The 24773-nt window shown below is 73.0% G+C and carries 24 protein-coding genes; 14 read left to right on the top strand and 10 right to left on the bottom strand.

The window, feature by feature from the left end:
- Window positions 1-57: 57 nt before the first annotated feature.
- From ABZ396_RS18570 to ABZ396_RS18545, 6 genes are all read right to left on the bottom strand, one after another.
- The gene (locus tag ABZ396_RS18570) at window positions 58-639 is read right to left on the bottom strand and encodes a sugar kinase (RefSeq protein WP_358926598.1); all 582 of its coding nucleotides are present in this window, start codon (window positions 637-639) and stop codon (window positions 58-60) included.
- A complete protein-coding gene (locus ABZ396_RS18565) occupies window positions 636-1781 on the bottom strand; it encodes an ROK family glucokinase (protein ID WP_358926597.1) in 1146 nt (381 codons plus the stop codon). The genes ABZ396_RS18570 and ABZ396_RS18565 overlap by 4 nt, the downstream gene beginning before the upstream one ends.
- A 162-nt stretch (window positions 1782-1943) precedes the next feature.
- Window positions 1944-2708, bottom strand: coding sequence for an ATP-binding cassette domain-containing protein (locus ABZ396_RS18560; protein WP_358926596.1), 765 nt, complete (start codon window positions 2706-2708; stop codon window positions 1944-1946).
- A complete protein-coding gene (locus ABZ396_RS18555) occupies window positions 2705-3745 on the bottom strand; it encodes an ABC transporter permease (RefSeq protein ID WP_358926595.1) in 1041 nt (346 codons plus the stop codon). The genes ABZ396_RS18560 and ABZ396_RS18555 overlap by 4 nt, the downstream gene beginning before the upstream one ends.
- Window positions 3742-4746, bottom strand: a complete 1005-nt coding sequence (locus ABZ396_RS18550; protein ID WP_358926594.1) for a sugar ABC transporter substrate-binding protein — start codon at window positions 4744-4746, stop codon at window positions 3742-3744. Before ABZ396_RS18550 ends, ABZ396_RS18555 begins: the two co-directional genes overlap by 4 nt.
- 199 nt (window positions 4747-4945) lie before the next feature.
- A complete protein-coding gene (locus ABZ396_RS18545; RefSeq protein WP_358926600.1) occupies window positions 4946-5695 on the bottom strand; it encodes a GntR family transcriptional regulator in 750 nt (249 codons plus the stop codon).
- A 118-nt stretch (window positions 5696-5813) separates the two neighbouring features.
- Between ABZ396_RS18545 and ABZ396_RS18540 the strand changes: the two genes are divergently transcribed.
- The gene (locus ABZ396_RS18540) at window positions 5814-6824 is read left to right on the top strand and encodes a Gfo/Idh/MocA family oxidoreductase (RefSeq protein ID WP_358926593.1); all 1011 of its coding nucleotides are present in this window, start codon (window positions 5814-5816) and stop codon (window positions 6822-6824) included.
- 18 nt (window positions 6825-6842) lie between these two features.
- Here the strand turns inward: ABZ396_RS18540 and ABZ396_RS18535 are convergent, their stop codons facing one another.
- The 3 genes from ABZ396_RS18535 to ABZ396_RS18525 all read right to left on the bottom strand — a co-directional run bounded on the left by ABZ396_RS18535 (window position 6843) and on the right by ABZ396_RS18525 (window position 10050).
- Window positions 6843-8024, bottom strand: a complete 1182-nt coding sequence (locus tag ABZ396_RS18535; RefSeq protein WP_358926592.1) for a cytochrome P450 — start codon at window positions 8022-8024, stop codon at window positions 6843-6845.
- A 74-nt stretch (window positions 8025-8098) separates the two neighbouring features.
- Window positions 8099-8761, bottom strand: coding sequence for a response regulator transcription factor (locus tag ABZ396_RS18530; protein ID WP_358926591.1), 663 nt, complete (start codon window positions 8759-8761; stop codon window positions 8099-8101).
- Between the two features lie 41 nt (window positions 8762-8802).
- Window positions 8803-10050, bottom strand: a complete 1248-nt coding sequence (locus tag ABZ396_RS18525) for a histidine kinase (protein WP_358926590.1) — start codon at window positions 10048-10050, stop codon at window positions 8803-8805.
- Window positions 10051-10229: 179 nt separating this feature from the next.
- On the opposite strand from ABZ396_RS18525, the gene ABZ396_RS18520 reads away from it, so the two are divergent.
- On the top strand, window positions 10230-10430 hold the full coding sequence (locus ABZ396_RS18520; RefSeq protein ID WP_358926589.1) for a hypothetical protein: 201 nt from the start codon (window positions 10230-10232) through the stop codon (window positions 10428-10430).
- A 177-nt stretch (window positions 10431-10607) separates the two neighbouring features.
- The gene (locus ABZ396_RS18515) at window positions 10608-10994 is read left to right on the top strand and encodes a ribonuclease (protein WP_358926588.1); all 387 of its coding nucleotides are present in this window, start codon (window positions 10608-10610) and stop codon (window positions 10992-10994) included.
- A 188-nt stretch (window positions 10995-11182) separates the two neighbouring features.
- On the opposite strand, the gene ABZ396_RS18510 is transcribed toward ABZ396_RS18515, so the two are convergent.
- Window positions 11183-12490, bottom strand: coding sequence for an MFS transporter (locus ABZ396_RS18510; protein WP_358926599.1), 1308 nt, complete (start codon window positions 12488-12490; stop codon window positions 11183-11185).
- A 464-nt stretch (window positions 12491-12954) separates the two neighbouring features.
- Between ABZ396_RS18510 and ABZ396_RS18505 the strand changes: the two genes are divergently transcribed.
- Genes ABZ396_RS18505 through ABZ396_RS18455 form a run of 11 tightly spaced genes read left to right on the top strand, consistent with a single transcriptional unit; the run spans window position 12955 to window position 24610 of the window.
- The gene (locus tag ABZ396_RS18505) at window positions 12955-13953 is read left to right on the top strand and encodes an NAD-dependent epimerase/dehydratase family protein (RefSeq protein ID WP_358926587.1); all 999 of its coding nucleotides are present in this window, start codon (window positions 12955-12957) and stop codon (window positions 13951-13953) included.
- Between the two features lie 29 nt (window positions 13954-13982).
- Entirely contained in the window at window positions 13983-15617 is a 1635-nt protein-coding gene (locus ABZ396_RS18500) for a carbamoyltransferase C-terminal domain-containing protein (RefSeq protein ID WP_358926586.1), read from the top strand.
- Window positions 15614-16618 carry a glycosyltransferase gene (locus ABZ396_RS18495; protein ID WP_358926585.1) on the top strand — a complete coding sequence of 335 codons (1005 nt, stop codon included), beginning with the start codon at window positions 15614-15616 and terminating at the stop codon, window positions 16616-16618. The genes ABZ396_RS18500 and ABZ396_RS18495 overlap by 4 nt, the downstream gene beginning before the upstream one ends.
- The gene (locus tag ABZ396_RS18490; RefSeq protein WP_358926584.1) at window positions 16615-17169 is read left to right on the top strand and encodes an HAD family hydrolase; all 555 of its coding nucleotides are present in this window, start codon (window positions 16615-16617) and stop codon (window positions 17167-17169) included. Before ABZ396_RS18495 ends, ABZ396_RS18490 begins: the two co-directional genes overlap by 4 nt.
- Complete coding sequence (locus tag ABZ396_RS18485) at window positions 17166-18173, top strand: glycosyltransferase family 9 protein (protein WP_358926583.1); 1008 nt, start codon at window positions 17166-17168, stop codon at window positions 18171-18173. Before ABZ396_RS18490 ends, ABZ396_RS18485 begins: the two co-directional genes overlap by 4 nt.
- On the top strand, window positions 18170-19132 hold the full coding sequence (locus ABZ396_RS18480) for a glycosyltransferase (protein ID WP_358926582.1): 963 nt from the start codon (window positions 18170-18172) through the stop codon (window positions 19130-19132). Before ABZ396_RS18485 ends, ABZ396_RS18480 begins: the two co-directional genes overlap by 4 nt.
- The gene (locus ABZ396_RS18475; protein WP_358926581.1) at window positions 19129-20379 is read left to right on the top strand and encodes a glycosyltransferase; all 1251 of its coding nucleotides are present in this window, start codon (window positions 19129-19131) and stop codon (window positions 20377-20379) included. Before ABZ396_RS18480 ends, ABZ396_RS18475 begins: the two co-directional genes overlap by 4 nt.
- Window positions 20376-20984, top strand: a complete 609-nt coding sequence (locus ABZ396_RS18470; protein ID WP_358926580.1) for an SIS domain-containing protein — start codon at window positions 20376-20378, stop codon at window positions 20982-20984. The genes ABZ396_RS18475 and ABZ396_RS18470 overlap by 4 nt, the downstream gene beginning before the upstream one ends.
- Window positions 20981-22744 (top strand): D-glycero-beta-D-manno-heptose 1-phosphate adenylyltransferase, encoded by a 1764-nt coding sequence (gene rfaE2, locus ABZ396_RS18465; protein WP_359185016.1) that lies wholly within the window; start codon window positions 20981-20983, stop codon window positions 22742-22744. The genes ABZ396_RS18470 and rfaE2 overlap by 4 nt, the downstream gene beginning before the upstream one ends.
- Window positions 22741-23733, top strand: coding sequence for a glycosyltransferase family 9 protein (locus tag ABZ396_RS18460; protein WP_358924879.1), 993 nt, complete (start codon window positions 22741-22743; stop codon window positions 23731-23733). Before rfaE2 ends, ABZ396_RS18460 begins: the two co-directional genes overlap by 4 nt.
- A complete protein-coding gene (locus ABZ396_RS18455; protein WP_358924877.1) occupies window positions 23714-24610 on the top strand; it encodes a glycosyltransferase in 897 nt (298 codons plus the stop codon). Before ABZ396_RS18460 ends, ABZ396_RS18455 begins: the two co-directional genes overlap by 20 nt.
- The last annotated feature ends 163 nt before the right edge of the window (window positions 24611-24773 follow it).

The following is a 24773-nucleotide window of genomic DNA, read 5'->3' as shown; positions in this document are numbered from 1 at the left end:
TTCGACTGTACGGGCGGGGTCTGACAATCGGTCCCGGCGACCGTCCGGGCGCTGTCTTTACGGCACGGTGCGTGAGACGACGTAGATCATCGGGTAGTTCGGGTCGGCCGTGTTCACGACCACGTCCTGGGTGGGCGCCGGGTTCTTCTGGGTGTGCGTCAGGTCGGACCAGGGGCCGGGGCCGGTGAACTTCCAGCCGGTGGCCTTCTGGTCGCGGGTGCTGATGCTGATGTCGTCCTTCCTGAGATCGCCCCGGTTGACGCCCATGCCCTCCAGGAAGCTGTCCAGTCCGGCGCTGTTGGTGCGGAACTGGACGTAGAGACGGCTGGTCCTCCAGTTGTTCGTCTCGTAGTACGCGATCTTGTCCGCCGGGTGCGGGACCGGCACCTGGTAGAGGCGCCGTTGCACCTTCGACGGCCAGCCCTGGCTGAGGCCGGTCGCCGAGTACTTGGACTCCTTGTCCTTGCCGCTGTTGCGGCTCTGGTTGGCGGAGATCACCAGATAGCCGGCGGGTACGCCGATGAGCAGCACGATGATCAGCAGTGTGAGTGCCCGGCGGCGGGCCTTGTGGCCCGGGGTCTCCGGCGGGCGGTGCGGCTCGTCCGGGGGCACGGCCTGGCGGGGCAGCGAAGCGGTCATGCGGTGTCCCGGGTGCGGCGGGCCTCCGCGAACCGCTCGTAGCGCTCGTGCCGCTCGACCCGGCGCCGCTTGGCGCGCCGGAAGCGGCGGGCGACCAGCCTGGCGAGGTCGGCGGCGCCGACCATGCCGGCCTCGGGGCCCAGCTGGGCGCGCGCGATCCGGGCCTCGGGGCGGTAGCCGCGGCCGGTCAGCTGGCGCTTGAAGGCGTCCCGCGCGGGGCCGATCAGCAGGTTGTCGGCGGCGCTCACGCCACCGCCGATCACGAAGCAGGAGGGGTCGAGGGCGGCGGCGAGGTTGGCGATGCCGACACCGAGCCACTGGCCGATGTCCTGGAGCAGTTCGATACACATCGCGTCGCCCTCACGGGCGAGCTCGGTGATCATCGGGCCGGTGATCTCGTTGATGTTGCCCTTGACGTGCTCGATGATCCCGTACGCCACCGGGGAGTCGGCCACGGCCAGCTCCCTGGCCTCGCGGACCAGCGCGTTGCCGGAGCTGTACTGCTCCCAGCAGCCCCGGTTGCCGCACGGGCAGCGGTGGCCGCCGGGCACGACCTGCATATGGCCGAACTCACCGGCGACGCCGTACTTGCCGCGCTTGACCTGGCCGTCCTCCAGGATGGCGCCGCCGATGCCGGTGCCGAGAGTGATCATGACCAGGTGGTCCTCGCCGCGGCCGGCGCCGAACCTCCACTCCGCCCAGGCGGCGGCGTTGGCGTCGTTGTCGACGAGCACGGGGACCGAGAGCCGGCCGGAGAGGCGGTCGCGCAGCGGTTCGTTGCGCCAGGAAAGGTGCGGGGCGAACAGCACACGGTTGCGGTCGGCGTCGACCCAGCCGGCGGCGCCGATACCGACCGCGTGCACGTCGTGCCGGTCGGACAGGTCCAGGACCAGCTCGACGATCGTGTCCTCGACGACCCTCGGGCTCTTGGACTTGTCCGGGGTCTCCGTGCGGAGCTTCTCCAGGATGTTGCCGTCGGCGTCCACTACGCCCGCCATGACCTTGGTGCCGCCGATGTCGATACCGACCGTGGGGACACGGGGGGCCGTCAGGTGGGACCGGCGCTCCCTTGTGCCGACCGTTCGCAGGACGGGGGCTCGGCGGGAGCCTATGGGGGCGGTGAGGTCGCGATAGGTGCTCATCGGGCTAGATTCTGCCGCACGCTGGTGTGGAGTGCCGTTCGGGGGAGATAAGGAGGGGTACGCGCCGTTGCCGGGTGCGGGTGCGTCGTGGCCGGTCGCGACCCGACGGCGGAGCCGCACATCGATACGCCCCGCGCCCTTTTTTGGGGTGCTGGCCGCCGACTACGCACGCTGCAGTTCATGGCGTAGCGCCTCTAGGTCGGTTCCGCCTGCCATTTGGGCGGTCAGCTCGTCGAGCGAGATCCCGTCACGTGTGTGGGTGCCAACCATCGTGCCTCTCTTCAGCAGCACGAAGCGATCGCCCACCAGATACGCGTGATGCGGGTTATGGGTGATCAACACAACACCCAGGCCCTGGTCCCGTGCCGCCGCCACGTATTTCAGGACCACACCCGACTGCTTCACTCCCAGTGCCGCGGTCGGCTCGTCCAGGATCAGGACCTTCGCGCCGAAGTGGACCGCCCTCGCGATCGCCACGCACTGGCGTTCGCCGCCCGACAGGGTGCCGATGGGCTGGTCGACGTCGCGGAGGTCGATGCCCATGCGGAGGAGCTCGGCGTGGGTGGTGCGGCGCATGAAGTCGACGTCCAGGCGCTTGAGGAGGCCCTTGCGGGGTTCCGAGCCGAGGAAGAAGTTGCGCCACACCGGCATCAGCGGGACCACCGCCAGATCCTGGTAGACGGTGGCGATGCCGCGGTCCAGGGCCTCTCGCGGGGAGGCGAGGGTCGTCTCCTCTCCCTCGATGCGCAGGCTGCCGCCGTCGTGCCGGTGCAGGCCCGCGACGATCTTGATCAGGGTGGACTTGCCGGCCCCGTTGTCGCCGAGGACGCAGGTGATCTCGCCCGCGTGGACCTCCAGGGAGACCCCCTCCAAGGCGCGGACGGTGCCGTAGTGCTTGCTGACGTCGGTCAGCTGGACGAGGGTCATGCGGCGGCCTCCGCGCGCTTGCGGACCCAGGTGTTGAGCAGGGTCGCGAGGAGCAGCATCGCTCCGAGGAAGAACTTGAACCAGTCGGGGTTCCACTCGGCGAAGACGATGCCCTTGCTGGTCATGCCGAAGATGAGCGCCCCGACCGCCGAGCCGACCGCGCTGCCGTAGCCGCCGGTGATCAGGCAGCCGCCTATGACGGCCGCGATGATGTAGATCAGCTCGTTGCCGACACCCTCGCCGGACTGGACGGCGTCGTAGGAGAAGAGCAGGTGCTGGCCGGAGATCCAGGCGCCGAGGGCCACGCCCATGTAGAGGCCGATCTTGGTCTTGGCGACGGGGACGCCGACCGCGCGGGCGGCGTCCTGGTTGCCGCCCACCGCGAAGATCCAGTTGCCGGCGCGGGTGCGCAGCAGGATCCAGGAGGCGATCGCGACCAGGGCGAGCCACCAGAGGATCGTGATCTTGAAGTCGACTCCGCCGATGGTGAGCGTCGAGGCGAAGACCGCGTGGGCGGACGGGAAGCCCTCCATGTCGGCGATCGCCTTCGTGGAGACCGTGCCGTCGATGAGCTTGGTGAAGCCCAGGTTCATGCCGGTCAGCATCAGGAAGGTGCCGAGGGTGACGATGAAGCTGGGCAGCTTGGTGCGGGTGAGCACGAGGCCGTTGAAGGCGCCGATGGCGAGGGTCACCAGGAGCGACACTCCCAGGCCCACCCAGGTGTTCGCCGTCATCTGGTAGCTGAACATCGAGGAGATGAGGGCGGACGACGTCACCAGGACGCCCGCGGAGAGGTCGAACTCGCCGCCGATCATCAGCAGTGCCACCGGGACGGCCATGATGCCGATCGTCGAGGAGGCGTAGAGGACCGTGCTGATGCTGGTCGCGCGCAGGAAGCCGTCGGCGGCCACGGCGAAGAAGAGGAAGACGGCGACGGCGCCGACGACCGAGCCCAGCTCCGGACGGGAGAGGAGCTTCCGCAGCGGAGAGGTCCGCAGAAACCTTTCATCAAGAGTGCGTTCCATGGTGGCGCTCATCGGGTGCCCCGCTCGGTGTACTTCGCCAGCGCGGCCGCCTGCTCCTTGGTGACGATCTGCGGGCCGGTGAGCACCGGCTGCCCGCCGCCGAGGACGTCGCCGTTGTACTTGTAGAGCCACAGCAGGTCGACCGCCTGGTAGCCCTGGAGGTACGGCTGCTGGTCCACGGCGAAGCCGAGGGTGCCGTCCTTCAGCTCGGCGGCGACCTTGGCGTTCAGGTCGAAGGTGTCGACCTCGGCCGTGCTGCCCGCGTCCGTCTTCGCCTTCACGGCGGTGTCGGCGTAGGGCGCCCCGAGGGTGACGACCGCGTCGACCGACCGGTCGGCCTGGAGCTTCGCCTCGATGGAGGACTGCACGTCGGGCATGTTGGTGCCGTTGACATAGAGGTTCTCGACCTGGCCGTCGAAGTTCTTCGCGACGCCCGCGCAGCGCTGCTCGTGACCGACGTTGCCCTGCTCGTGCAGGACGCACAGGGCCTTCTTCCTGCCGCGCTTGTTCAGCTCGTCACCGACCGCCTGGCCTGCGACGGTCTCGTCCTGGCCGATGTGCGTGAGGGCGCCGAACGCCCTGGACTCGGCGGAGCCGGAGTTCACGGTGATCACCGGGATACCGGCCTTCTCGGCGCGGGCCACGGCCGCCTTGAGGGCGTCGGGCTTGGCCAGGGTGACGATGATGCCGTCGACCTTCTTGTCGACCGCCGCGTCCACGAGTTGCGCCTGCTGCTGGGCCTCGTCGTCGTGCGAGTAGAGGAAGTCGATGTTGTCCTTGCGGGCGGCCTGCTCGGCACCGCTCTGCACGATGTCCCAGAAGGTGTCGCCGTCTCCCGAGTGAGTGATCATCGCGAAGGACCAGCGGGGGGTGTTCACCGCCGCCCTGCCCTGGGCCGCCGCGGCGTTCCGGGCGTCCTCCGCCCGCTTGCCGCCGGTACTGCTGCATCCGGCGAGGGAGACGCTGAGCGCCCCCGCCACCGCGATGCCCACCCAGGTCCGAAACCGTGCCACGAGGCCGTGCCCTTCTTGCCGTGCTCATACGTGCGAGAGGGGCGGGCGAGCTCACCGTGGGTGACTACCGACGGCGACCTCGCCCGCCCCAAAAGCCTCAGTATCGAACATGGGGTACACGCCTGACGGCAGCGGGGGCACTCTGCGGTCGCATTGTCCGGACATTGCTACTAACAGAGCGTCGGAAACCGGGTGGCGCTCAGGACCGCACGAGCAGCTGGAACTCGAAGGAGTAGCGGGTCGGCCGGTAGATGTGGTCGCCGAACTCGACGGCGCGGCCGGTGTCGTCGTACGTGGTGCGCCGCATGGTGAGCAGTGGGGCGCCCTCCGGCTCGGCGAGCCGCTCGGCCTCGGCGGCCGTGGCGCCGCGCGCCCCGATGGACTGGCGGGCGCTGTGCAGGGTGATCCCGGCCGCCCGCATCAGGCGGTAGAGGCCGGTCGCCTCCAGCTGCCCGGTGTCCAGGTCGATCAGGCCCGGCGGCAGGTAGTTGGTGAGGTACGCCATCGGCTCGCCGTGCGCCAGCCGCAGCCGCTCGATGCGGTGCACCTCGGTGTTCTCGGCGACCGCGAGTGCGGCGGCGACCTCGGCGGATGCCGGGACGACGGTGTTGACCAGCACCTTCGTCGCGGGGCGCTGGCCGGCCGACTCCAGGTCGTCGTAGAGGCTGCTGAGCTCCAAGGGGCGTTTGACCTGGCTGTGCACGACCTGGGTGCCGACACCCCGGCGACGGACGAGCAGGCCCTTGTCGACGAGGGACTGGATGGCCTGACGGACGGTCGGGCGGGACAGGCCGAGCCGCGCGGCGAGCTCGATCTCGTTGCCCAGCAGGCTGCCGGGGGTGAGCGAGCCGTGCTCGATGGCCGCCTCCAGCTGCTGCGCGAGCTGGAAGTACAACGGCACCGGCGAGTTCCGGTCCACGCTCAGGTCGAGCGTCTGGGTCGGGTCCACATCTGGTTTCGGCACGGGCCCGAGCGTATCCCCGTGACGGGTTGACGGGAAGTTGTGTAGTCCGATTGTCCGGACATATGGATTGACAGCGCGCGGGGTGCACCCGCACCTTGTTCCCATGCGCATCGGGGTCATCGGTACGGGCCGCCTCGGCACCATTCACGCGAACACGCTCAGCCGTCATCGCGAGGTCGGGTCGCTGATCCTCACGGACGTGGATCCGGCGCGGGCCCAGGATCTGGCGCACCGCCTCGGGGAGACGGCGGCGCCCGGGGCGGACGAGATCTTCAAGTGGGGCGTGGACGCCGTGGTGATCACCACGGCGACGTCGGCGCACGCCGACCTGATCGGCCGGGCGGCACGCTCCGGGCTCCCGGTCTTCTGTGAGAAGCCGATCGCCCTCGATCTGCCGGGCACGCTGCACGCCCTGGCCGAGGTGGAGAACGCCGGGACGGTGCTGCAGATGGGATTCCAGCGGCGCTTCGACAAGGGGTACGCGGGCGCCCGGGAGGCCGTGCGCTCGGGCCGGCTGGGACGGCTGCACACCGTGCGGGCGCTGACCTCCGACCAGTCCCCGCCCCCGCCGGAGTGGCTGCCGCTGTCCGGCGGGCTGTTCCGGGACACGCTGATCCACGACTTCGACGTGCTGCGCTGGGTGACCGGCCGCGAGGTCATCGACGTGTACGCGACCGGCTCGGACGCCGGGCCCGCCATCTTCCGCGAGGCCGGTGACGTGGACACCGGCGCGGCCCTGCTCACCCTGGACGACGGCACGCTGGCCACGGCCACCGCGACCCGGCTGAACGGCGCCGGGTACGACGTGCGGATGGAGCTGGCCGGGGAGCGGGACACCGTGGTGGTCGGCCTGGACGACCGTACGCCGGTGGCCTCGACCGAGCCGACCGGGCCGCCGCCCGCGGACAAGCCGTGGCCCGGCTTCCTGGAGCGGTTCGGACCCGCCTACGAAGCCGAGCTGTGCGCCTTCGTCGACGTGGTGCGCGGCGAACTGGCCAACCCCTGCGACGGGCGCGAGGCGCTCCAGGCCCTGCGGATCGCGGAGGCCTGCGAGGTCTCCCGGCAGGAGCGAAGACCCGTGGCACTCGCGGAGATCCCCGGCCGGCCGGCCTGACCTGACCGCCGCCCGCGGCTACCAGCGCACCGGAAGGCTCCGCACCCCTCTCATCAGCGTGCCCGGCAGCCACTCCCCGTGCGGGCCGTCCAGGACCAGGTCCGGGGCGCGCTCCAGGAGGGAGCGCAGGGCGATACGGCTCTCCAGGCGGGCCAGGGGTGCGCCCAGGCAGTAGTGGATGCCGTGGCCGAAGGCGAGGTGGCCGCGGTTGTCACGGCGGATGTCGAAGCGGTCGGGCTCGGGGTAGCGGGCACCGTCGCGGTCGGCGGCGGTGAGGCCGATCATCACGGGGTCGCCCCGGTCGATGGCGGTGCCGGCGATCTCCAGGGGCTCGGCGGCGTACCGGTACGTCGCGTTCTCCACCGGGCCCTCCCAGCGCAGGATCTCCTCGACCGCGCCGTCCAGGAGGGTCATGTCGGCGCGCAGGGCGGCGAGTTGGGCGGGGTGGGTGAGCAGGGTGAGGACGCCGTTGCCGATCAGGTTGACGGTGGTCTCGTGGCCGGCGATCAGCAGCACATAGGCCATGCCGCGCAGTTCCTCGACGGAGAGCCGGTCGCCGTCCTCGGCGGTGGTGCGGATCAGGTCGCTGAGCAGGTCACCGCTCGGGCCCCCGCACCGCTTGTCCTCGATGAGCTCCTTCAGATAGTCGGCGAGCTCGACGAACGCGTCGTACTCGCTGCTCGGACGGGCGGACCCGACCACCTCGTTGGAGAGTTTCCGGAAGCGCGCGCGGTCCAGCTCGGGGACACCGAGCAGTTCGCTGATCACCGTGATCGGCAGGGGGTAGGCGAGGGCGTCGATGAGGTCGGCGTGGCCGCGCGGGAGCATCTCGTCGAGCAGCCGGTCGGTGATCTCCTGGATTCGCGGCTCCAGTCCGGCCACCCGGCGGGCGGTGAACGCGCGCGTGATGAGCCCGCGCAGCCGGGTGTGCTGGGGCGGGTCGGTGACCAGAAGGTACTTGCCGATCTTCTCCTCGTCGAGGAACTTGAAGCCGGCCTTCTCGGTGTCCTTGGCCAGTCTGGGGTCGGCGAGCGCCGCGCGGGCCTCCCCGTACCCCACGACCAGCCATGTCTCGTGGTACGTGTCGGGCAGCGGCCATCGCACCCGGTGCACCGGGCCGCGCTCGCGCAGCCGCGCGTACACCGTGTGCGGGTCCGTGCGCAGACCCTCGCCGTACTCGCCGAGGTCGGTCACCTGCATGCTGTACTCCCCCTTCAGGAGGTCCCCGAGGCCGTCCCGTATCCGGAGAACGCTCGGGGCGCTCGAGTGGTGCCCTACTCCTCCAGCAGTCCCGCGTCGTACGCCAGCAGCGCGATCTGGACGCGGTTGTTCAGGCCGAGCTTGGCCAGGATGCGGGAGACATGGGTCTTGACGGTGGCGACGCTCATGAAGAGGCCGGTGGCGATCTCGGCGTTGGCGAGGCCCCGGCCGACCGCGACGGCGACCTCGCGTTCGCGGTCGTTGAGGGCGGCGAGCCGCTCACGCGCGCGCGCCTGCCGGGTGTCGGCCTGGGTTCCCGCCGCGTGCCGCATCAGCTGGCGGGCGACGGCGGGCGACAGGACGGGGTCACCGGCCGCGACCCGGCGCACCGCGTCGACGATCTCGCTGGGCGGGGTGTCCTTGAGGACGAACCCGGCGGCTCCCGCGCGCAGGGCGTGCAACACCTGTTCGTCGGCGTGGAAGGTGGTCAGGACGACGACCTGCGGGGCGTCCGCACGCGCGCGCAGCCGTTCGGTGGCGGTGAGTCCGTCCACGGACGGCATTCGGATGTCCATCAGGACGACGTCCGGGTGCGTGCGGTCGACGAGCGCCTCGACCTCGCCGCCGTCGGCGCCCTCCCCGACGATCTCGATGTCCCCGGCGCCGCCCATCATCAGGGACAGCCCCGCCCGCACCAGGGGATCGTCGTCGACGAGCAGCAGTCTGATCGCGGTCATGGCTCCTACGTAATCACGCGGGTACGGCATCACGTGGTCGTTCAGGCGGCGGCCCAGGGCAGCCAGGCCCGCACCTCGAAGCCGCCGTCGCCGGTGGCCCGGTGCTCCAGCCGTCCCCCGGCCAGCGTCGCGCGTTCGGTCAGGCCGATCAGTCCCTGGCCGGAGCCGGGGACGTGCGGGGCCTCGGCCTCGGGGGCGGGGTTGTGCACGGTGATGTCCAGGCCCTCGCCGGGGGCTCCGGTGACGTGGACGGTGACCTCGGCGCCGGGGGCGTGCTTGCGGGCGTTGGTGAGGCCCTCCTGCGCGATGCGGTAGGCGGTACGGCCCACGGAGGCGGGGACAGCTGCCGCGTCGCCGACGTGGTTGTCGAGGGTGACCTTCATGCCGGCCTGGCGGGACTCGGCGACCAGCGCGTCGAGTCCCGCCAGCGTGGGCTGCGGCCGGCCCGCCTCGTCGCCGTCGGAGGCGCGCAGGACGCCGATGATCTCGCGCAGGTCCTGGAGGGCCTCGTGGGCGCTCTCCCGGATGACCCCGGCCGCCCGGGCGATCTCCTCCCGGGGTGCGTCGGGCCGGAACTCCAGGGCCCCGGCGTGCACGCTGAGCAGGGTCAGCCGGTGGGCGAGGACGTCGTGCATCTCACGGGCGATGGCCTCCCGGGCGAGCCGCTGGGCCCGCTCGGCGCGCAGCCCGGCCTCGGTCTCGGCCCGCCGGGCCCGGTCGCGCAGGCTGAGCATCAGGTGCCGCTTGGAGCGGACGAACATGCCGAGGCTGGTGACCAGGAGGATGAACAGGATGACGAGGGCGACGACGGCCAGGTAGGGCAGGTCGGGGTCGGGCCGCAGCCAGTAGAAGAACGGGATGACCGCGAGGTTGGCGCCGGCGATCCAGGCGACGTACCGGAACGGGCGGTGCACGGCCGCGGTGAAGAGGGCGACCATGGCGGCGCCGCCCGCGGTGTCGGAGACGAAGCCGACCGGCACCATCGCTATGGCCAGGCTCATCGGCCAGCGGCGACGCAGCCAGACCGCGCCGCAGGCCAGACCGCCGATCAGCTGGTCGGCGACCGCCAGACCGTGCGAGACGTTCGGGTCCTGCCGCATCGTGTTCGCGGCGGCCGCGCCCAGCAGGACGGCGAGCAGGAAACAGCTGAAGTCGACGAACCAGTCGCGCGCGGTGCGCCGGGGCCGCCGGCCGGCCGGGCCGGCGTCGGGATCGAGTTCATGGATGACGGCGGACGGGAAGAGCCACCGTCGCCGCTCGAACGTCCGTATCGAGATGTCACCGCTCACGGTCGACGAATCTACGCAGGACCGGCCCGTGCCACCTCCTCGCGCACGGGATCGTCGACCAAAGTTGGGCTCGGGTGGACTTTCGATGCGCCACGCGCGCGTGCGGACAGACTTCCGGTGGGCACGACTCGCCCCGTGGCCGATGGCACGCGGGGAAGCCGCGGGGCGAGAGTCGTGCTGTGAAACAGCTGCTGGAACTGCTCGGATTCGTCGCTCTGGTGCAGGGTGCGCTGGGCCTGCTGCACGAGTTCACCCACTGGCACGTGGGCCTGCTGCAACGGCTCGGCTTCCTCGACGGCTACGGCGTCTACGCGAGCGTCGCACTGATCGTGCTGGCGTTCGCGCTGTTCGCTGTGGCAGGGAGCCGGAGATCCCGCTGAACGCGGACCGGACTTCCGGCTGGTCGCGCCCCTGCGCGAGAGCTCCGGCGACGCGTACGTGCAGGCGCCATGAAACGGCATGCCAAGTTAACTCCCCGAAAACTCACGAGACTTGAGGGGAAAATCTGCGGAGTTGTCATTGACATGACACGCTCTACGCGCGTCATCATGAGTGCCATGAGATTCCCCCCACGCGCAACACGCATCGGCGCCGCCGCCGCTCTCCTGTCCGCGCTCCTCGTGGGCGGCACCGTCGCCGCCACCCCGGCTTCCGCCGCGGTCGGCAGTATCTGCTACAGCAACCTGCCGTCGCAGGCGTACGACACTCTCGACCTGATCGCGTCGGGCGGCCCCTTCCCGTACTCGCAGGACGGCGCCGTCTTCCGGAACCAGGAAGGAGTCCTGCCCAGCCAGTCGTCCGGTTACTACCACGAATACACGGTCAAGACGCCCGGCTCCTCCACCCGCGGTGCCCGCCGCATCGTCACCGGCAAGCAGTCTCAGGAGGACTACTACACCTCCGACCACTACGCCACGTTCGATCTCATCAACTTCGGTTGCTGAGGTCCGGCAGTCCGCCGGCGTGACCGGCTGGAGGCCTGGTCCGCGCTCAGACCGGCCTCCAGCTCGGGGTCGCCACTCTGTTCGACACCGAGCTCCTCGCCCCGCGTCCCCCCACATCTCGGCCGCGGGGCGAGGCAGTCGGTGAGCGCCCCAGGAGGCCTGCGGCTTGGCGCGGCCTCGTCCAGCAGTCAGGCCGCCGTGCTCAACGCCTCGCGCGCCGTGAGGTCGCCCGGCTTGGCCGGCAGGGGCACCGGGGTGGGGGCACGGCGTCCGCGGAGGACGAGGCCCGCGCCGACCACGCCGGCGACCAGCAGTCCGCCGGTCACCAAGGCGCCGCGGGCACCGGCCAGCTCCATGAGCAGACCCAGCGCCGGCGGACCGGCCAGGCCCCATACCGTGCCAAGGCCGGTCCACACACCGAGGACTCGTCCCCGCAGATGAGCGGGCGGGTCGGTTTGCAGAACCGCTGTCCCCGCGGTGTCCGACACGGACTCGACCACCGCCATGGGCAGCACCAGCACCAGCAGCACCGCGAGCGACGGGGACAGCCCCGCCACCACCTGGAGCAGCCCGCCCACGCCGGCCAGCACGCCCACGAGCCGCACCGAAGGCCGGCCCAGCCGGGCGCCGACGACGGCTCCCAGGATGCCGCCGACGGCCAGAACCGTGGAGACCGTGCCGAAGGACCCGGCGCCGCCCGCAAGCGGCCCGGTCACCAGCACGGCGAGGGTCAGGCCGTAGTTGCGGCCGAACATGGCGCTGATCCCGGTGATCGCCGCGAGCGCGAGCAGGCGAGGCCGGCCTACGAAGAAGGCCAGTCCCTCGCGCACGGTCATCCCGCCCTGCGGTGCCGCCTGCCGGCCGCCTGTCCCGGTGTGGGCTACGGCCGCTCCCGGCGCCGGACGCAGGAACGGCACCACCGACGCCACGAACAGGAAAGACAGCGCGTTGGCCGCGTACGCGGCGGCCGTGCCGAGGAGGGCCACCGTCACCCCCGCCAACGCGGTGCCCGCGAGCCGCCCGGCGCTGTGCACCAGCGCGCCCACCCCGATCGCGGAGGGCACGTCCCGCGGCGGAACGAGGTCGTTGCCCAGCAGGGCGCAGGCCGGCGCGTCGACGGTGGCGATGGTGCCGGTCACGGCGGACAGCACGAGCAGCGACGTCATGTCGAGCCGGCCCAGGGCCACCAGCACGGCCGTCGCGAGGGCGACCGCGCCCAGCAGGAGTTGGCTGACGGCGGCCGTGAGCCTGCGCGGCCAGCGATCCACGGCGGCCCCGCCCGCCAGACTCATGAGGAGGCCGGGGGCAGCCTGGACTGACATGGACAGGCCGGTGGCGGCGGCGGATCCGGTGATCTGGAGCACCAGCAGGTTCTGCACGGTCAGCTGCATCCAGGTGCCGACGTTCGACACAAGGTTCGCGAGGGACCACCAGCGCATGCTGCGGTACTTCAGGGAACGCCACGGAGAGCGCGAGGCTCCCGTGGCGGAAGGGATTGCGGAAGACACAGAGCGGCACCCGGGGCGAGGGGCGGTCGGGGAGCACGGCGGAACCGAGGAACGCCGGCTGCGCTGCGCGGCCGCTCCACTTTGTCGGTCACGGTACGGACCATCGTGGCAGACCACGCGGGCAAGGCGGCGTCCGACGGCCGTCGCGGCCCCGGTCTCGTGGGGCCAACTTCCGTGACCGCCCTACCGCTTGGCGTGACGAGTGTGGTTGCTCACACGGTCCCGATCCGGCCCCGAGTCGCACACCTGCGGATACCGACACAAACTAGCCTTCAGTGGGTGAAACCTACTCGTACGGGAACCCGTGCCACTGCCGACGGGAGAACGAGCCAGGACGGTTCCTGCCGATCGCCCCCGACCTTGTGATGTGTTGCGCACCTTCTCCACCAGGTCTCCCGCGGCCCGTATCACTTCGCGTCTCCGGCGCGCACGCGTGCGACTGAAGGAGTCCCATGACTGGTGTCAACCCCCGCGAACCCTGGCGCCGCGCCGCGGTGACCGGCGGTGCCGGCTTCATCGGCAGCCACCTTTGTGAGCGGCTGCTGGATTCAGGTGTCGAAGTCGACTGCGTGGACAACCTGCTGTCCGGTTCGCGCGAGAACGTAGCCCATCTCGAAGGCCGCCCCGGCTTCCGCTTCGTCGAGTGCGATGTCTCGTCGCCCGAGTGTCACGACATGCTGACCGGCCCTTACGACCTGGTGCTGCACTTCGCGTGCTGTGCGTCCCCGGCGGACTATCTGAGGCTTCCGCTGGAGACGCTGGACGCCGGCAGTCTGGGGACCCGCGCCCTGCTGGCCGTGGCCGAACGGGACGGGGCACGGTTCCTGCTGGCCTCGACGTCCGAGGTGTACGGCGATCCCCTGGTGCATCCGCAACGCGAGGACTACTGGGGCAACGTCAACCCGGTGGGCCCGCGCAGTGTGTACGACGAGTCCAAACGCTTCGCTGAGGCGCTGGTCACCGCCCATGTGCGGACCCGGGAGGCGGACGCGGGGATCGTGCGCCTGTTCAACACGTACGGGCCGCGGATGCGGGCGCACGACGGCCGTGCCGTCCCCACGTTCGTCTGCCAGGCGCTGGCCGGCGAGCCGCTGACGGTCGCCGGGGACGGCCGTCAGACCCGCTCGCTGTGCTACGTGGACGACACGGTCGACGGGGTGCTGTCGGTGGCCGGGAGCCATTCGGTGCGGCCCGTGAACATCGGCGGCACCGACGAGGTCACGGTCGGTGACATCGCCCGCCGGGTGGTGGAGCTCACGGGGTCGTCGTCGCGGATCGAGTTCGTCGACCGTCCCGTCGACGACCCCCAGCGGCGTCGCCCGGACACGGGTCTGGCCCGCGAACTCCTGGGCTGGGAGCCCAAGGTGCCCTGGGAAGAGGGCATCAAGCAGACCATCGCCTACTTCGCCGCGGCCCGGCCGGCCAGGGAGCCGGCCCCGCAGGCCAGTTGAGCCACTTCGCCGTCACGGAGGCACCGCATATGCGCGTCCTGGGAATCAACGCCCTCTTCCACGACCCCGCCGCCGCCCTCGTGATGGACGGCAGAATCGTCGCCGCGGCCGAGGAGGAGCGCTTCAGCCGGCGCAAACACGGCAAGCGGCCCATCCCCTTCTCGGCCTGGGAACTGCCCGAGCTCTCCGCCCGCTGGTGTCTGGACCAGGCCGGCCTCGCCCCGTCCGACCTGGACGCGGTCGCCTATTCGTACGACCCGGAACTCGCCCGTCCCGCAGACCAGTTGGGCCTGAACGACCCCTGGGACCACCTTCGCCAGGAGTACGCGCGCCGGGCCCCGGAGTTCCTCGCCGAGGCCCTGCCCGGCCTCGACCCGGCCAAGGTCCGCTTCGTGCCGCACCATGTCGCCCATGCCGCCTCGGCGGGCCAGGCGTCGCCGTACCCCGACTGCGCGGTCCTGGTCCTTGACGGCCGGGGCGAGTGCGGCTCCCATCTCGCCGGCCGGTACGCGAACCGCGAACTCATCGTCCTGGGCACCCAGTCACTGCCCGACTCGCTGGGCCTGTTCTACGAGGACCTCACCCAGCATCTCGGATTCCTGCGCAGCAGCGACGAGTTCAAGGTGATGGCGCTGGCCTCCTACGGCACACCGCGCTTCCTCGACCAGTTGCGCGAGCATGTGCGCCTGGACGGTCACGGCGGCTTCGCCGCCCGGCCCGTCCCCTGGTCGTCCCTGGTGCCGGCCCGGGCGCCCGGCGCCGCCTGGACGCAGGACCACGCCGACGCCGCCGCGAGCGCCCAGGCGTGTCTGGAGGAGGTCCTGCTGGGCCTGGTGCGGTGGCTGCACGACCGTACCGGTGAGGAGGTGCTGACCCTCGCGGGCGGGGTGGCGCTCAACTGCGTCGCCAACACCCGGCTGCACCGGGAGGGGCCGTTCGACCGCATCTGGGTGCAGCCGGCCGCAGGCGACGCGGGCACCGCGCTCGGCGCGGCCCTGCATCTCGCCCAAGCCAAGGAGGCGGTGCAGGCCATGCCGACGGCCGCGCTGGGCCGTGGCTGGAGCGACGACGAACTGCGGGCCTGGCTGGAGCGGGCGGCCGTACCGTACGAGGAGCCCGACGACATCGCCGAGACCGTGGCCGAGGAGCTGGCCGGGGACGGCGTAGTGGCCTGGTTCCAGGGGCGCAGCGAGTACGGTCCGCGGGCGCTGGGGCACCGCTCGCTGCTGGCACATCCCGGGCGCGCGGAGAACCTGGAGCGCCTCAACGCCGTCAAGGGGCGGGAGGAGTTCCGTCCGGTCGCCCCGATGGTGCTGGCGGAGCGGGCCGCGGAACTCTTCGACGGGCCGCTGCCCAGCCCCTACATGCTGTTCGTGCACGAGGTCGCCGCCGGGTGGCGGGAGCGGATCCCCGCCGTGGTGCACGTGGACGGCACGGCCAGGATCCAGACCGTGGACCGGGCGGACGAGCCGCTGGTCGCCCGGATGATCGAGCGCTTCGAACGCCGGACCGGGCTGCCCGTGGTGGTCAACACCAGCCTCAACACGGCCGGTCGGCCGATGGTCGACGACCCCAGGGACGCCCTGGAGTGCTTCGGGTCGGCGCCGGTGGACCTGCTGGCGCTCGGCCCGTTCGCGGTCCGCCGGAAGCAGGTGTTCGCATGACGAACACCGCGACCGAAGGGTCCTACTCCGTCGTGATCCCCACGATCGGGCGGCCCTGTCTCGCCGACTGCCTGCGGGCGCTCGCCGTGTCGGACGGCCGTCCGCCCGAGGAGGTCGTCGTGGTCGACGACCGCCCGGACGGTGCCGGGGAGCTGCCGCTGGACGCGGCCGGGGTCCTGCGCGACCGGGTCCGCACCCTGCGCACCGGCGGCCTCGGCCCGGCCGCCGCCCGCAACGCCGGCTGGCGTACCGTCGCCACGCCCTGGACCGTCTTCCTGGACGACGACGTGCAGGTGCTGCCGGACTGGTCCCGGCTCCTCGCCCGCGACCTCGCGGCGGCCGACCCGGCCACGGCCGGCGTCCAGGGAATGCTGACCGTCCCGCTGCCCGAGGACCGCAGACCGACCGACTGGGAACGGGTGACCGCCGGGCTGCGGCACGCCGCCTGGGCCACCGCGGACATGGCCTACCGCACGACCGCGCTGGCGCAGGTACAGGGCTTCGACGAGCGGTTCCGCCGCGCCTTCCGGGAGGACGCCGACCTGGCCCTGCGGGTGTGCGACGCGGGCTGGCGGCTGCGCCGGGGCCTGCGTACCACCCGGCATCCGGTCCGTCCGGCCGGCCGCTGGGTATCGGTACGGGCCCAGCGCGGCAACGCGGACGACGTGCTGATGACCCGGCTGCACGGCCGCGACTGGTGGCGGCGCGCCGAGGCGCCCCGCGGCCGGCTCCCCGGGCACACCCTGGTCACCGCCGCCGCGCTCACCGCCGTCGGCTGCGCGCTGACCGGGCGGCGCCGCGCCGCCGGTGCCGCCGGGGCGCTGTGGGCGCTGGGCACCGCCGAGTTCGCCCTGGTCCGTATCGGGCCCGGTCCCCGCACCGGCCATGAGATCACCACCATGCTCGCGACCAGCGTGCTCATCCCGCCCCTGGCGGTCCGCCACTGGCTCGACGGGCTGGTACGGCACCGCCGGGTCCGGCCGCACGGGGGTACACCGTGAACCGCGTCGCCGCCGTCCTCTTCGACCGCGACGGCACCCTCGTCGAGGACGTCCCCTACAACGGCGACCCCGACCGGGTCCGCCCCCTGCCGGGCGCCCGCCGGGCGCTGGACCTGCTGCGCGCCGAGGGCGTCGCCACCGGGGTGGTCAGCAACCAGTCGGGCATCGGCCGCGGACTGCTCACGGACGCCCAGGTCCGCCGGGTCAACGAACGGGCGGACGTCCTGCTCGGCGGCCTGGGCACCTGGGTCTACTGCCCGCACGAGCCCGCCGCCGGCTGCGACTGCCGCAAGCCCCGCCCGGGCCTGGTGATCGAGGCGGCCCGCCGCCTGTGCGTGGCACCGGCCGACTGTGTGGTGATCGGTGACATCGGCGCCGACGTGCTGGCCGCCCGTGCGGCGGGCGCGCGGGGGATGCTGGTGCCGACGGCGGTGACGCTGCCCGAGGAGGTGGCGGCAGCGCCCCGCACCGCTCCCGACCTGCTGACGGCGGTGCGCCTGGTCCTCGCCGGGACCGGGTACGGCGCGGACCGCGGGGGTGAGCGGCCGTGAGGGCACTGGTCGTGCGCCTCGACAGCTTCGGTGACGTGCTGCTCGCCGGCCCCGCCGTCCGGGCGGTCGCCGCGCACAGTCGCCATGTGACGCTGCTGTGCGGGCCGCTCGGCGAACCGGCCGCCCGGCTGCTGCCCGGCGCCGACGACGTGATCGTGTGGGCGGCGCCCTGGGAGGGCTTCGATCCGCCCTCGGTGCCTGAGGCGGACGTCGACGGTCTGCTACGGCGTCTGCGGGAGGGCGCGTTCGACGTCGCGCTGGTGCTCACCTCGTTCCATCAGAGTCCGCTGCCCACGGCCCTGCTGCTGCGGCTGGCCGGGGTGCCGAGGATCGGCGCCGACAGCGTCGACCACCCGGGCCGGGTGCTCGACGTACGGCACCGGCGGCTGCCCGGCCGGCACGAGGCCGAGGCCGCGCTCGACACGGCGGCCGCCCTGGGGTTCCTGCCACCGCCCGGTGACGACGGCCGACTGCGGGTCGCGCCTTCTCCCGACACCAACGCGCTGACCGGCAAGGGCCCGTACGTCGTCGTCCATCCCGGCGCGAGCGCGCCCGCCCGCGCCTGGAGCCCCGAACGCTGCGCCGAGGCCGTCGAACTGCTCGCCGACGCGGGTCGCCGGATCGTCGTCACCGGCGGCCCGGGCGAGACGGAGCTGACCCGGCGGGTCTCCGGTGACACGGCAGTGGACCTGGGCGGCAAGACCGATCCGCGGACCCTGGCGGGCGTGCTGCGCGCGGCCGAGGTGGTGGTGTGCGGCAACACCGGTCCGGCCCATCTGGCCGCCGCCGTCGGCACACCGGTGGTGTCCCTCTTCGCACCCGTCGTCCCGGCGGAGCGATGGGCGCCGTACGGCGTGCCGTGCGTGCTCCTCGGCGACCAGCACGCGCCGTGCGCGGACAGCAGGGCCCTGCGGTGTCCCGTACCGGGTCATCCCTGCCTGGAGGAGGTCACCGGGCACGACGTGGTGGCGGCCGTACAGAAGCTGCTCAAGGAGGGCTCATGAACATCCTGGTCTGGCATGTGCACGGCTCATGGCTGACCTCGTTCGTCCAGGGACCGTACGACTTCCTCGTGCCGGTGACCCCGGATCGCGGACCGGACGGCCTCGGGCGGGCTCGGACCTGGCAATGGCCGCCCACGGTAAGGGAGTTGAGTTCGGAGCAGCTGCGCGATGCGCCCATGGACCTGATGGTGCTGCAACGGCCGCACGAACTCGCGCTGGCCCGGCGGTGGACCGGCCGCCGGCCCGGTGTGGACGTGCCCGCCGTGTACGTCGAGCACAACAGCCCGCACGAGTCGCCCGTCGACACCCGGCATCCGCTCGCCGACCGGACCGACATCCCGCTCGTGCACGTCACCCACTTCAACCGTCTGATGTGGGACAACGGCCGAGCGCCGACCGAGGTGATCGAGCACGGCATCATCGACCCCGGCCACCTGTGGACGGGTGAGGAGCCGCGCGCCGCCGTCGTCGTCAACGACCCGGTACGGCGCGGCCGTACGACCGGTACGGATCTGCTGCCGGCGTTCGCGCGCACGGTCCCGCTGGATGTCTTCGGCATGCGCACCCAAGGACTCGCCGACCATCTGGGTCTCTCCCCGGCCCGCTGCCACAGCCGTGACCTGCCCCAGGGCGAACTGCACCCGGCGATGGCCCGCTGCCGCCTGTATCTGCACCCGATCCGCTGGACCTCGCTCGGGCTGTCCCTGCTGGAGGCGATGTTCCTGGGGATGCCCGTCGTGGCGCTGGACACCACCGAGGTGCGGGAGGCCGTACCCGACGGGGCCGGGGTGGTCTCCAACCGCTTCGAGGTGCTGGAGGACGCCGTCCGCCGGTTCCTCACCGACCCCGACCACGCCCGGCTCACCGGGGAGGCCGCCAGGGCCGCGGCACTGGCCCGCTACGGAGAACGGCGTTTCCTGGACGACTGGGAACGCCTGATCAAGGAGGTAACCCGATGACCCTCAGCCATTCCCCGGCCGGCCACGTGGCCATGGTCTCCGAGCACGCCAGCCCGCTGGCCGAGCTGGGCGGCCCCGACGCGGGCGGCCAGAACGTGTATGTGGCCCAGCTCGCCCGGCAGTTGGCCCTGCGAGGTCATGAGGTCGTCGTGTACACCCGCCGGGACGACCCGGACCTGCCCGAGAAAGTCGTGACGCACGACGGTGTGCGCGTGGTGCACGTGCCCGCCGGACCACCGGCTCCCATACCGAAGGACGAACTGCTGCCGTGCATGAAGGAGTTCGGCGCCTGGCTGGCCCGGCGCTGGGCGGTGGAGCCACCGGACGTGGTGCACGCGCACTTCTGGATGTCGGGGATGGCGGCGGTGGCCGGCGCACGCCCTTCGGGGGTGCCCGTGGTGCAGACGTACCACGCGCTCGGCACCGTCAAGAAGCGCTACCAGGGCGCCGCCGACACCAGTCCGGCCGAGCGCGTCGCGATCGAGACGGCCGTCGGGCGGGCATGCGCCGGCATCATCGCCACCTGCGCGGACGAGGTGTCCGAACTGGTGGCCATGGGGCTGCCGCGGGACCGTATCCATGTCGTCCCCTGCGGGGTGGACCCCGAGCTGTTCAAGCCGGTGGCGGGAGCCCGCCGGGCCACCGGCGCGCCCCGGCGGCTGCTGACGGTCGGCCGGCTCGTCCCCCGCAAGGGCTTCGACCGGGCGATCCGCGCCCTCGCCGACGTCCCCGACGCCGAACTGCTGGTCGCAGGCGGCCCCGAACCGGCCCTGCTCGGCGCCGAACCGGAGGCGGAGCGGCTGTGGGCCGTCGCCGAGGAGGCCGGCGTGGCCGACCGGGTGACGCTGCTGGGCGGGGTCGGCCCGGAGCGGATGCCCCGGCTGATGTCCGGCGCGGACCTCGTGCTGTCCGTGCCCCGCTACGAGCCGTTCGGCATCGTCCCGGTCGAGGCGATGGCCTGCTGCGCTCCTGTGCTGGCCACCGCCGTCGGCGGCCAGCTCGACACCGTCGTGGACGGCGTCACCGGCGTCCACGTGCCGGCCGACGAGGACCACGACCTGGGCCCCGCCGTCCGCGAACTGCTCGACGACCCGGTCCGGCTCGGCCGTTACGGTGCCGCCGGGCGGCGCCGGGTCCTCGCGCACTACACCTGGGACCGGGTGGCCGACGGGGTGACCCGGGTGTACGGCGCGGTCTCCGCCGTCCCCGCTCTGTCGGGGGCCGTCCGATCGGGGGTCGTCCGATGAAGCTCGCCACCGACACCACGCACTGCGACCACCTCATGAAGGCCCTGGAGGGGTTTCGCGCCTACGCCTCGCCGCTGACCGGGCGCTGGGGAACCTTCCTGGCCGGCAGGCTGGGGTCCGGCAGCAGGCTGCTCGTCGCCGGCAACGGCGGCAGCGCCGCGCAGGCCCAGCACCTGAGCGCCGAACTGGTCGGCCGCTACCGCGAGGACCGCGCGCCGTTCTCCGCGCTCGCCCTGCACACCGACACGTCCTCCACCACCGCCATCGCCAACGACTACGGCGTGCAGGAGATCTTCGCCCGCCAGGTCGCCGCGCACGGCCGGCCCGGGGATCTGCTGATGCTGCTGTCCACGAGCGGCGCCAGCGCCAATCTGCTGGTCGCCGCTGAGCAGGCCCGGCGGGCCGGGATGACCGTCTGGGCGCTGACCGGTCCGGCGCCGAACCCGCTGGCGGGGGCCGCGGACGAGGCGCTGTGCGTGGACGCCGCGACATCCGCCACCGTCCAGGAACTGCACCTGGTGGCGGTTCACATGGTCTGCGAGTCCTTCGACCGGGCCGTCGCACAGAGGCGGCCGGTCGCCCTGCAGGAGAGGGGTCGCGTATGACCGCCGCCAGCCCCTTGCTGGTCGTCGGGGACGCGCTGCTCGACCACGACGTGTGCGGGCGGGCCGACCGTCTGGCGCCCGACGCGCCCGTACCGGTGGTCGACGGCATCCGGCGTACCAGCCGGCCGGGCGGTGCCGCACTCGCGGCCTGGCTGGCCGCCGCCGACGGCCGGTCCGTCACCTTCGTCACCGCGCTGGGGGACGATGAGGCCAGCGCGGAGCTGGTCCGGCTGCTCGGGGACCGGGTGCGGCTGATCCGGCTGCCCCTGGACGGCGCCCTGTCCAGCAAGACGCGGATCCTCGCCGAGGACAGGCCGCTGCTGCGCCTGGACGACGGCGACGGCCGGGCCCGGGACCGGACGGACGAGGCGTGCCGGGCGATCGCCGACGCCGGTGCCGTACTCGTCTCCGACTACGGGCGCGGCACGGCCGACGTGCTGCGGGATGCGCTGGCCGGCGCGGCGGCGCGGGTGCCCGTCGTCTGGGATCCGCATCCGCGCGGCGGGCCACCGGTACCCGGCGTCCGCCTGGCCACACCGTCCGCGTCCGAAGCCCGCTCCTTCGCGGCCACGGCTTCCGGCGGCACCGCGCCGCAGGGCGCGGCACAGGAGGGCGCCGAAAGCCGGCGCGTCGCCCAGGCCCGTGCCTTCGGCGGCGCCACCGCGCCGCAGCACGCGGTCCGGGAAGGCGCCGGAGGCCGACCGACCAGGCCGTCCGTCGCCGACGCCCGCGCCTTCGCCGGTGCGGAACACGGCGGCTCCACCGCGTCACAGGACGCGGCGCAGGACGGCGCGGGAGGCCGGCCCGTCGCCGATGCCGGCGCATTCGCCGACGCCGAACCCGGCAGCTCCACCGCCTCGCAGGGCGCGGCACAGGAGGGCACGGCAGGCCGACCGACCGGCCCGTCCGACGCCGAGGCCCGTGCCCTCGGCGGCGCCGGGTCCCGGGGCTCCGCCGCGTTCCAGTGGGCGGCGCGGGACGCGGCCGCTCTTGTGCGGGCCTGGCGGGCGGCCTCGGTGGTGGTCACACTGGGCGGCCGGGGCGCGCTGCTGTCGCACGGGGAGACCCCGCTGCTGCTGCCGTCGCCGGTCACGGCCGAGGGCGACGCCTGCGGTGCCGGTGACCGGTTCGCGGCGACCGCCGCCGGGCTGCTGGCGGACGGCGAGCTAACCGAGAGGGCGGTGCGGGGCGCCGTACACGCCGCCACCCGGTATGTCGCGGAGGGCGGGGTCCGCTCGCTGTCGAGCCCGGCGGAGGGAGCACGGCCGGTACCCACGGCCGAGGACGACGCCCTGGGCATGGCGGCCCGGGTCCGGGCGGCGGGCGGGACGGTGGTCGCAGCCGGCGGCTGCTTCGATCTGCTGCACGCCGGCCATGTGTCCTTGCTGGAGGCCGCCCGCCGGGCCGGCGACTGCCTGGTGGTGTGCGTCAACTCGGACGCGTCCGTGAGCCGGCGCAAGGGCCCCGGCCGGCCGCTCGTCCGGCTGGCGGACCGCATCCGGGTGCTGCGGGCGCTGGAGTGCGTGGACGCCGTCGCCGTGTTCGACGAGGACACCCCGGAGCGGCTGCTCGCCGAACTGCGCCCGCACATCTGGGCCAAGGGCGGCGACTACGCGCTGGCCCGGCTGCCGGAGGCGTCGCTGGTGGAGAGCTGGGGCGGGCAGGTGGTCCTGTTCCCCTACCTGGACGGCCGCTCCACCACCAACCTCGCACGGCGCGCGGCCTCGGGCCCGCGTCTCGTGGGGAGGGAGCGCCGGTGACCGATCCGGCAGCCCGCCCCCGTCTGCTGGTGCTGCGCGCGCTGGGCCTCGGCGACCTGCTGACGGGGCTGCCCGCGCTGCGGGGCATCCGGCGGGCCTTCCCCGAGCACCATGTGGTGCTGGCCCTGCCGGCCGCGCTCGGCGAGGCCGCGCTCGCCACCGGAGCCGTGGACGGCGTCCTCCCGGCCGAGGCACCGGCCCGGGGCGTCCCGGCACTGGACGGCCGGCGGGAACCGCCCCCGGACGTGGCGATCGACCTGCACGGCAACGGACCGGAGAGCCGTGACGCGCTGGCGGCCCTGTCCCCCCGGTGTCTGCTGGCGTACGCCCAGCCCGATCCCGCCCTGGCACGTCCCCCCGTATGGCGGCCGGACGCACACGAACGCGAGCGGTGGTGCGACTTCCTCGCGGCGTACGGCATCGCCGCGGATCCGGACGACCTGCGGCTGCCCGTACCGGCGACGTCCTCACCGGCGCCGCGAGTGGTGGTCGTCCATCCCGGCGCGGAGTCCGTGTCCCGGCGCTGGCCGGCCGAGCGGTTCGCCGAACTGGCCCGCGGGCTGCGGGCGGCCGGCCACCGTGTCGTCGTCACGGGCGGCCCGAAGGAGGACGAGCTGGTCCAGGAGGTCGCCCGCCGCTCCGGCCTGCCGGCCGGGGACGTGCTCGGCGGCGGGCTGCCGTTCGCGGAGCTGTCCGCCCTGGTGGCCCACGCCTCGCTCGTGGTCAGCGGGGACACCGGCCTCGCCCATCTCGCCGTGGCGCACGCGACCCCGTCCGTGACCCTCTTCGGGCCGGTGTCCCCGCGACTGTGGGGCCCGCCCCGCTCCGACCGGCACATCGCGCTGTGGAAACCGGGCCCGCCCGGCGACCCGCACGGCGACCGCCCCGATCCCCAGCTGCTGCGAATCGGTGTGGCGGAGACGGCCGCCGCGTCCCTGACCCTGCTGGCTCGAAAGCGAGAAGCCTCCCATGTCGCGACCCGTCTCTGAGCCGGACGGCCGGGTCACGGTGGCGGTGATCACCCGCGACCGCCCGGCCAGCGCGCTGCGCACCCTGGACGCCCTCGGCGCCCTGCCGGAGCGGCCCCCGATCGTCGTCGTGGACAACGGCTCCGACAGCTCGGCCCTCCGGGCCCTGCGCCGCCACCCGGCGGCCACCCATGTCCTCAAGCCGCCGCGGAACACCGGGGCACTGGGCCGCAACCTCGCCGTACGGCGGGCCGAGACACCGTACGTGGCCTTCAGCGACGACGACTCCTGGTGGGACCCGGGCGCGCTGCGGCACGCGGCCGACCTGTTGGACCGGCATCCCCGGCTGGGCCTGCTGACCGCCCGTACCCTGGTCGGCCCCGACGGCGCCGAGGACCCGCTGAACGCCGTGCTCGCCGCCTCGCCGCTGCCCCGTGAACCCGACCTCCCGGGCCGGCCGGTCCTCGGTTTCCTGGCCTGTGCGTCCGTGGTGCGCCGGGACGCCTTCCTCGGTGCCGGCGGCTTCCACCCGCTGATCTTCTTCGCGGGCGAGGAGTCCCTGCTCGCCTACGATCTCGCGGCCGCCGGCTGGGGAGTCGTGTACGAGCCTTCACTTACGGCCCGTCACCACCCCGCCCCGGGGGGCCGCGGCGGGCGCAGCCCCCTGCTCTGGCGCAACGAGGTGCTCACCCTGTGGCTGCGGCGTCCCTGGCCGGTTGCCCTGCGCGCGAGCATGCGCCTCGCGTCCGCCGCCGCCCTGGGCGAGCCCGGCGCTCGGCGCGCCCTGCGTGAGGCCCTGGTGCGGCTGCCGGCCGCTCTCGCCCGGCGCCGGCCGCTGCCGCCACGGGTGGAGAGGGCGGCACGGCTGCTGGAGGAAGAGGCCGTCGGGAGGCGGTGAGCCTCGGCGCACAGCGTCCGCTGGTGGTCTGGACCAGGGGTTTCCGACAGTGTCGACCGGGGGACCCGGAAACGGCCACTACGACTTGATGAAGGATGCCGAACCGGACCCCGATGGGCCGGACACCAGAAGGAAGATGAACCGCCGTGACTGTGGAAGCCAG

Origin of the sequence: Streptomyces sp. NPDC005866 (genome assembly GCF_040629895.1) — a bacterium.
Lineage (GTDB): Bacteria > Actinomycetota > Actinomycetes > Streptomycetales > Streptomycetaceae > Streptomyces.
The sequence above is the reverse complement of the archived record's forward strand: the minus strand, read 5'-3'. Positions and strand labels throughout refer to the sequence as shown.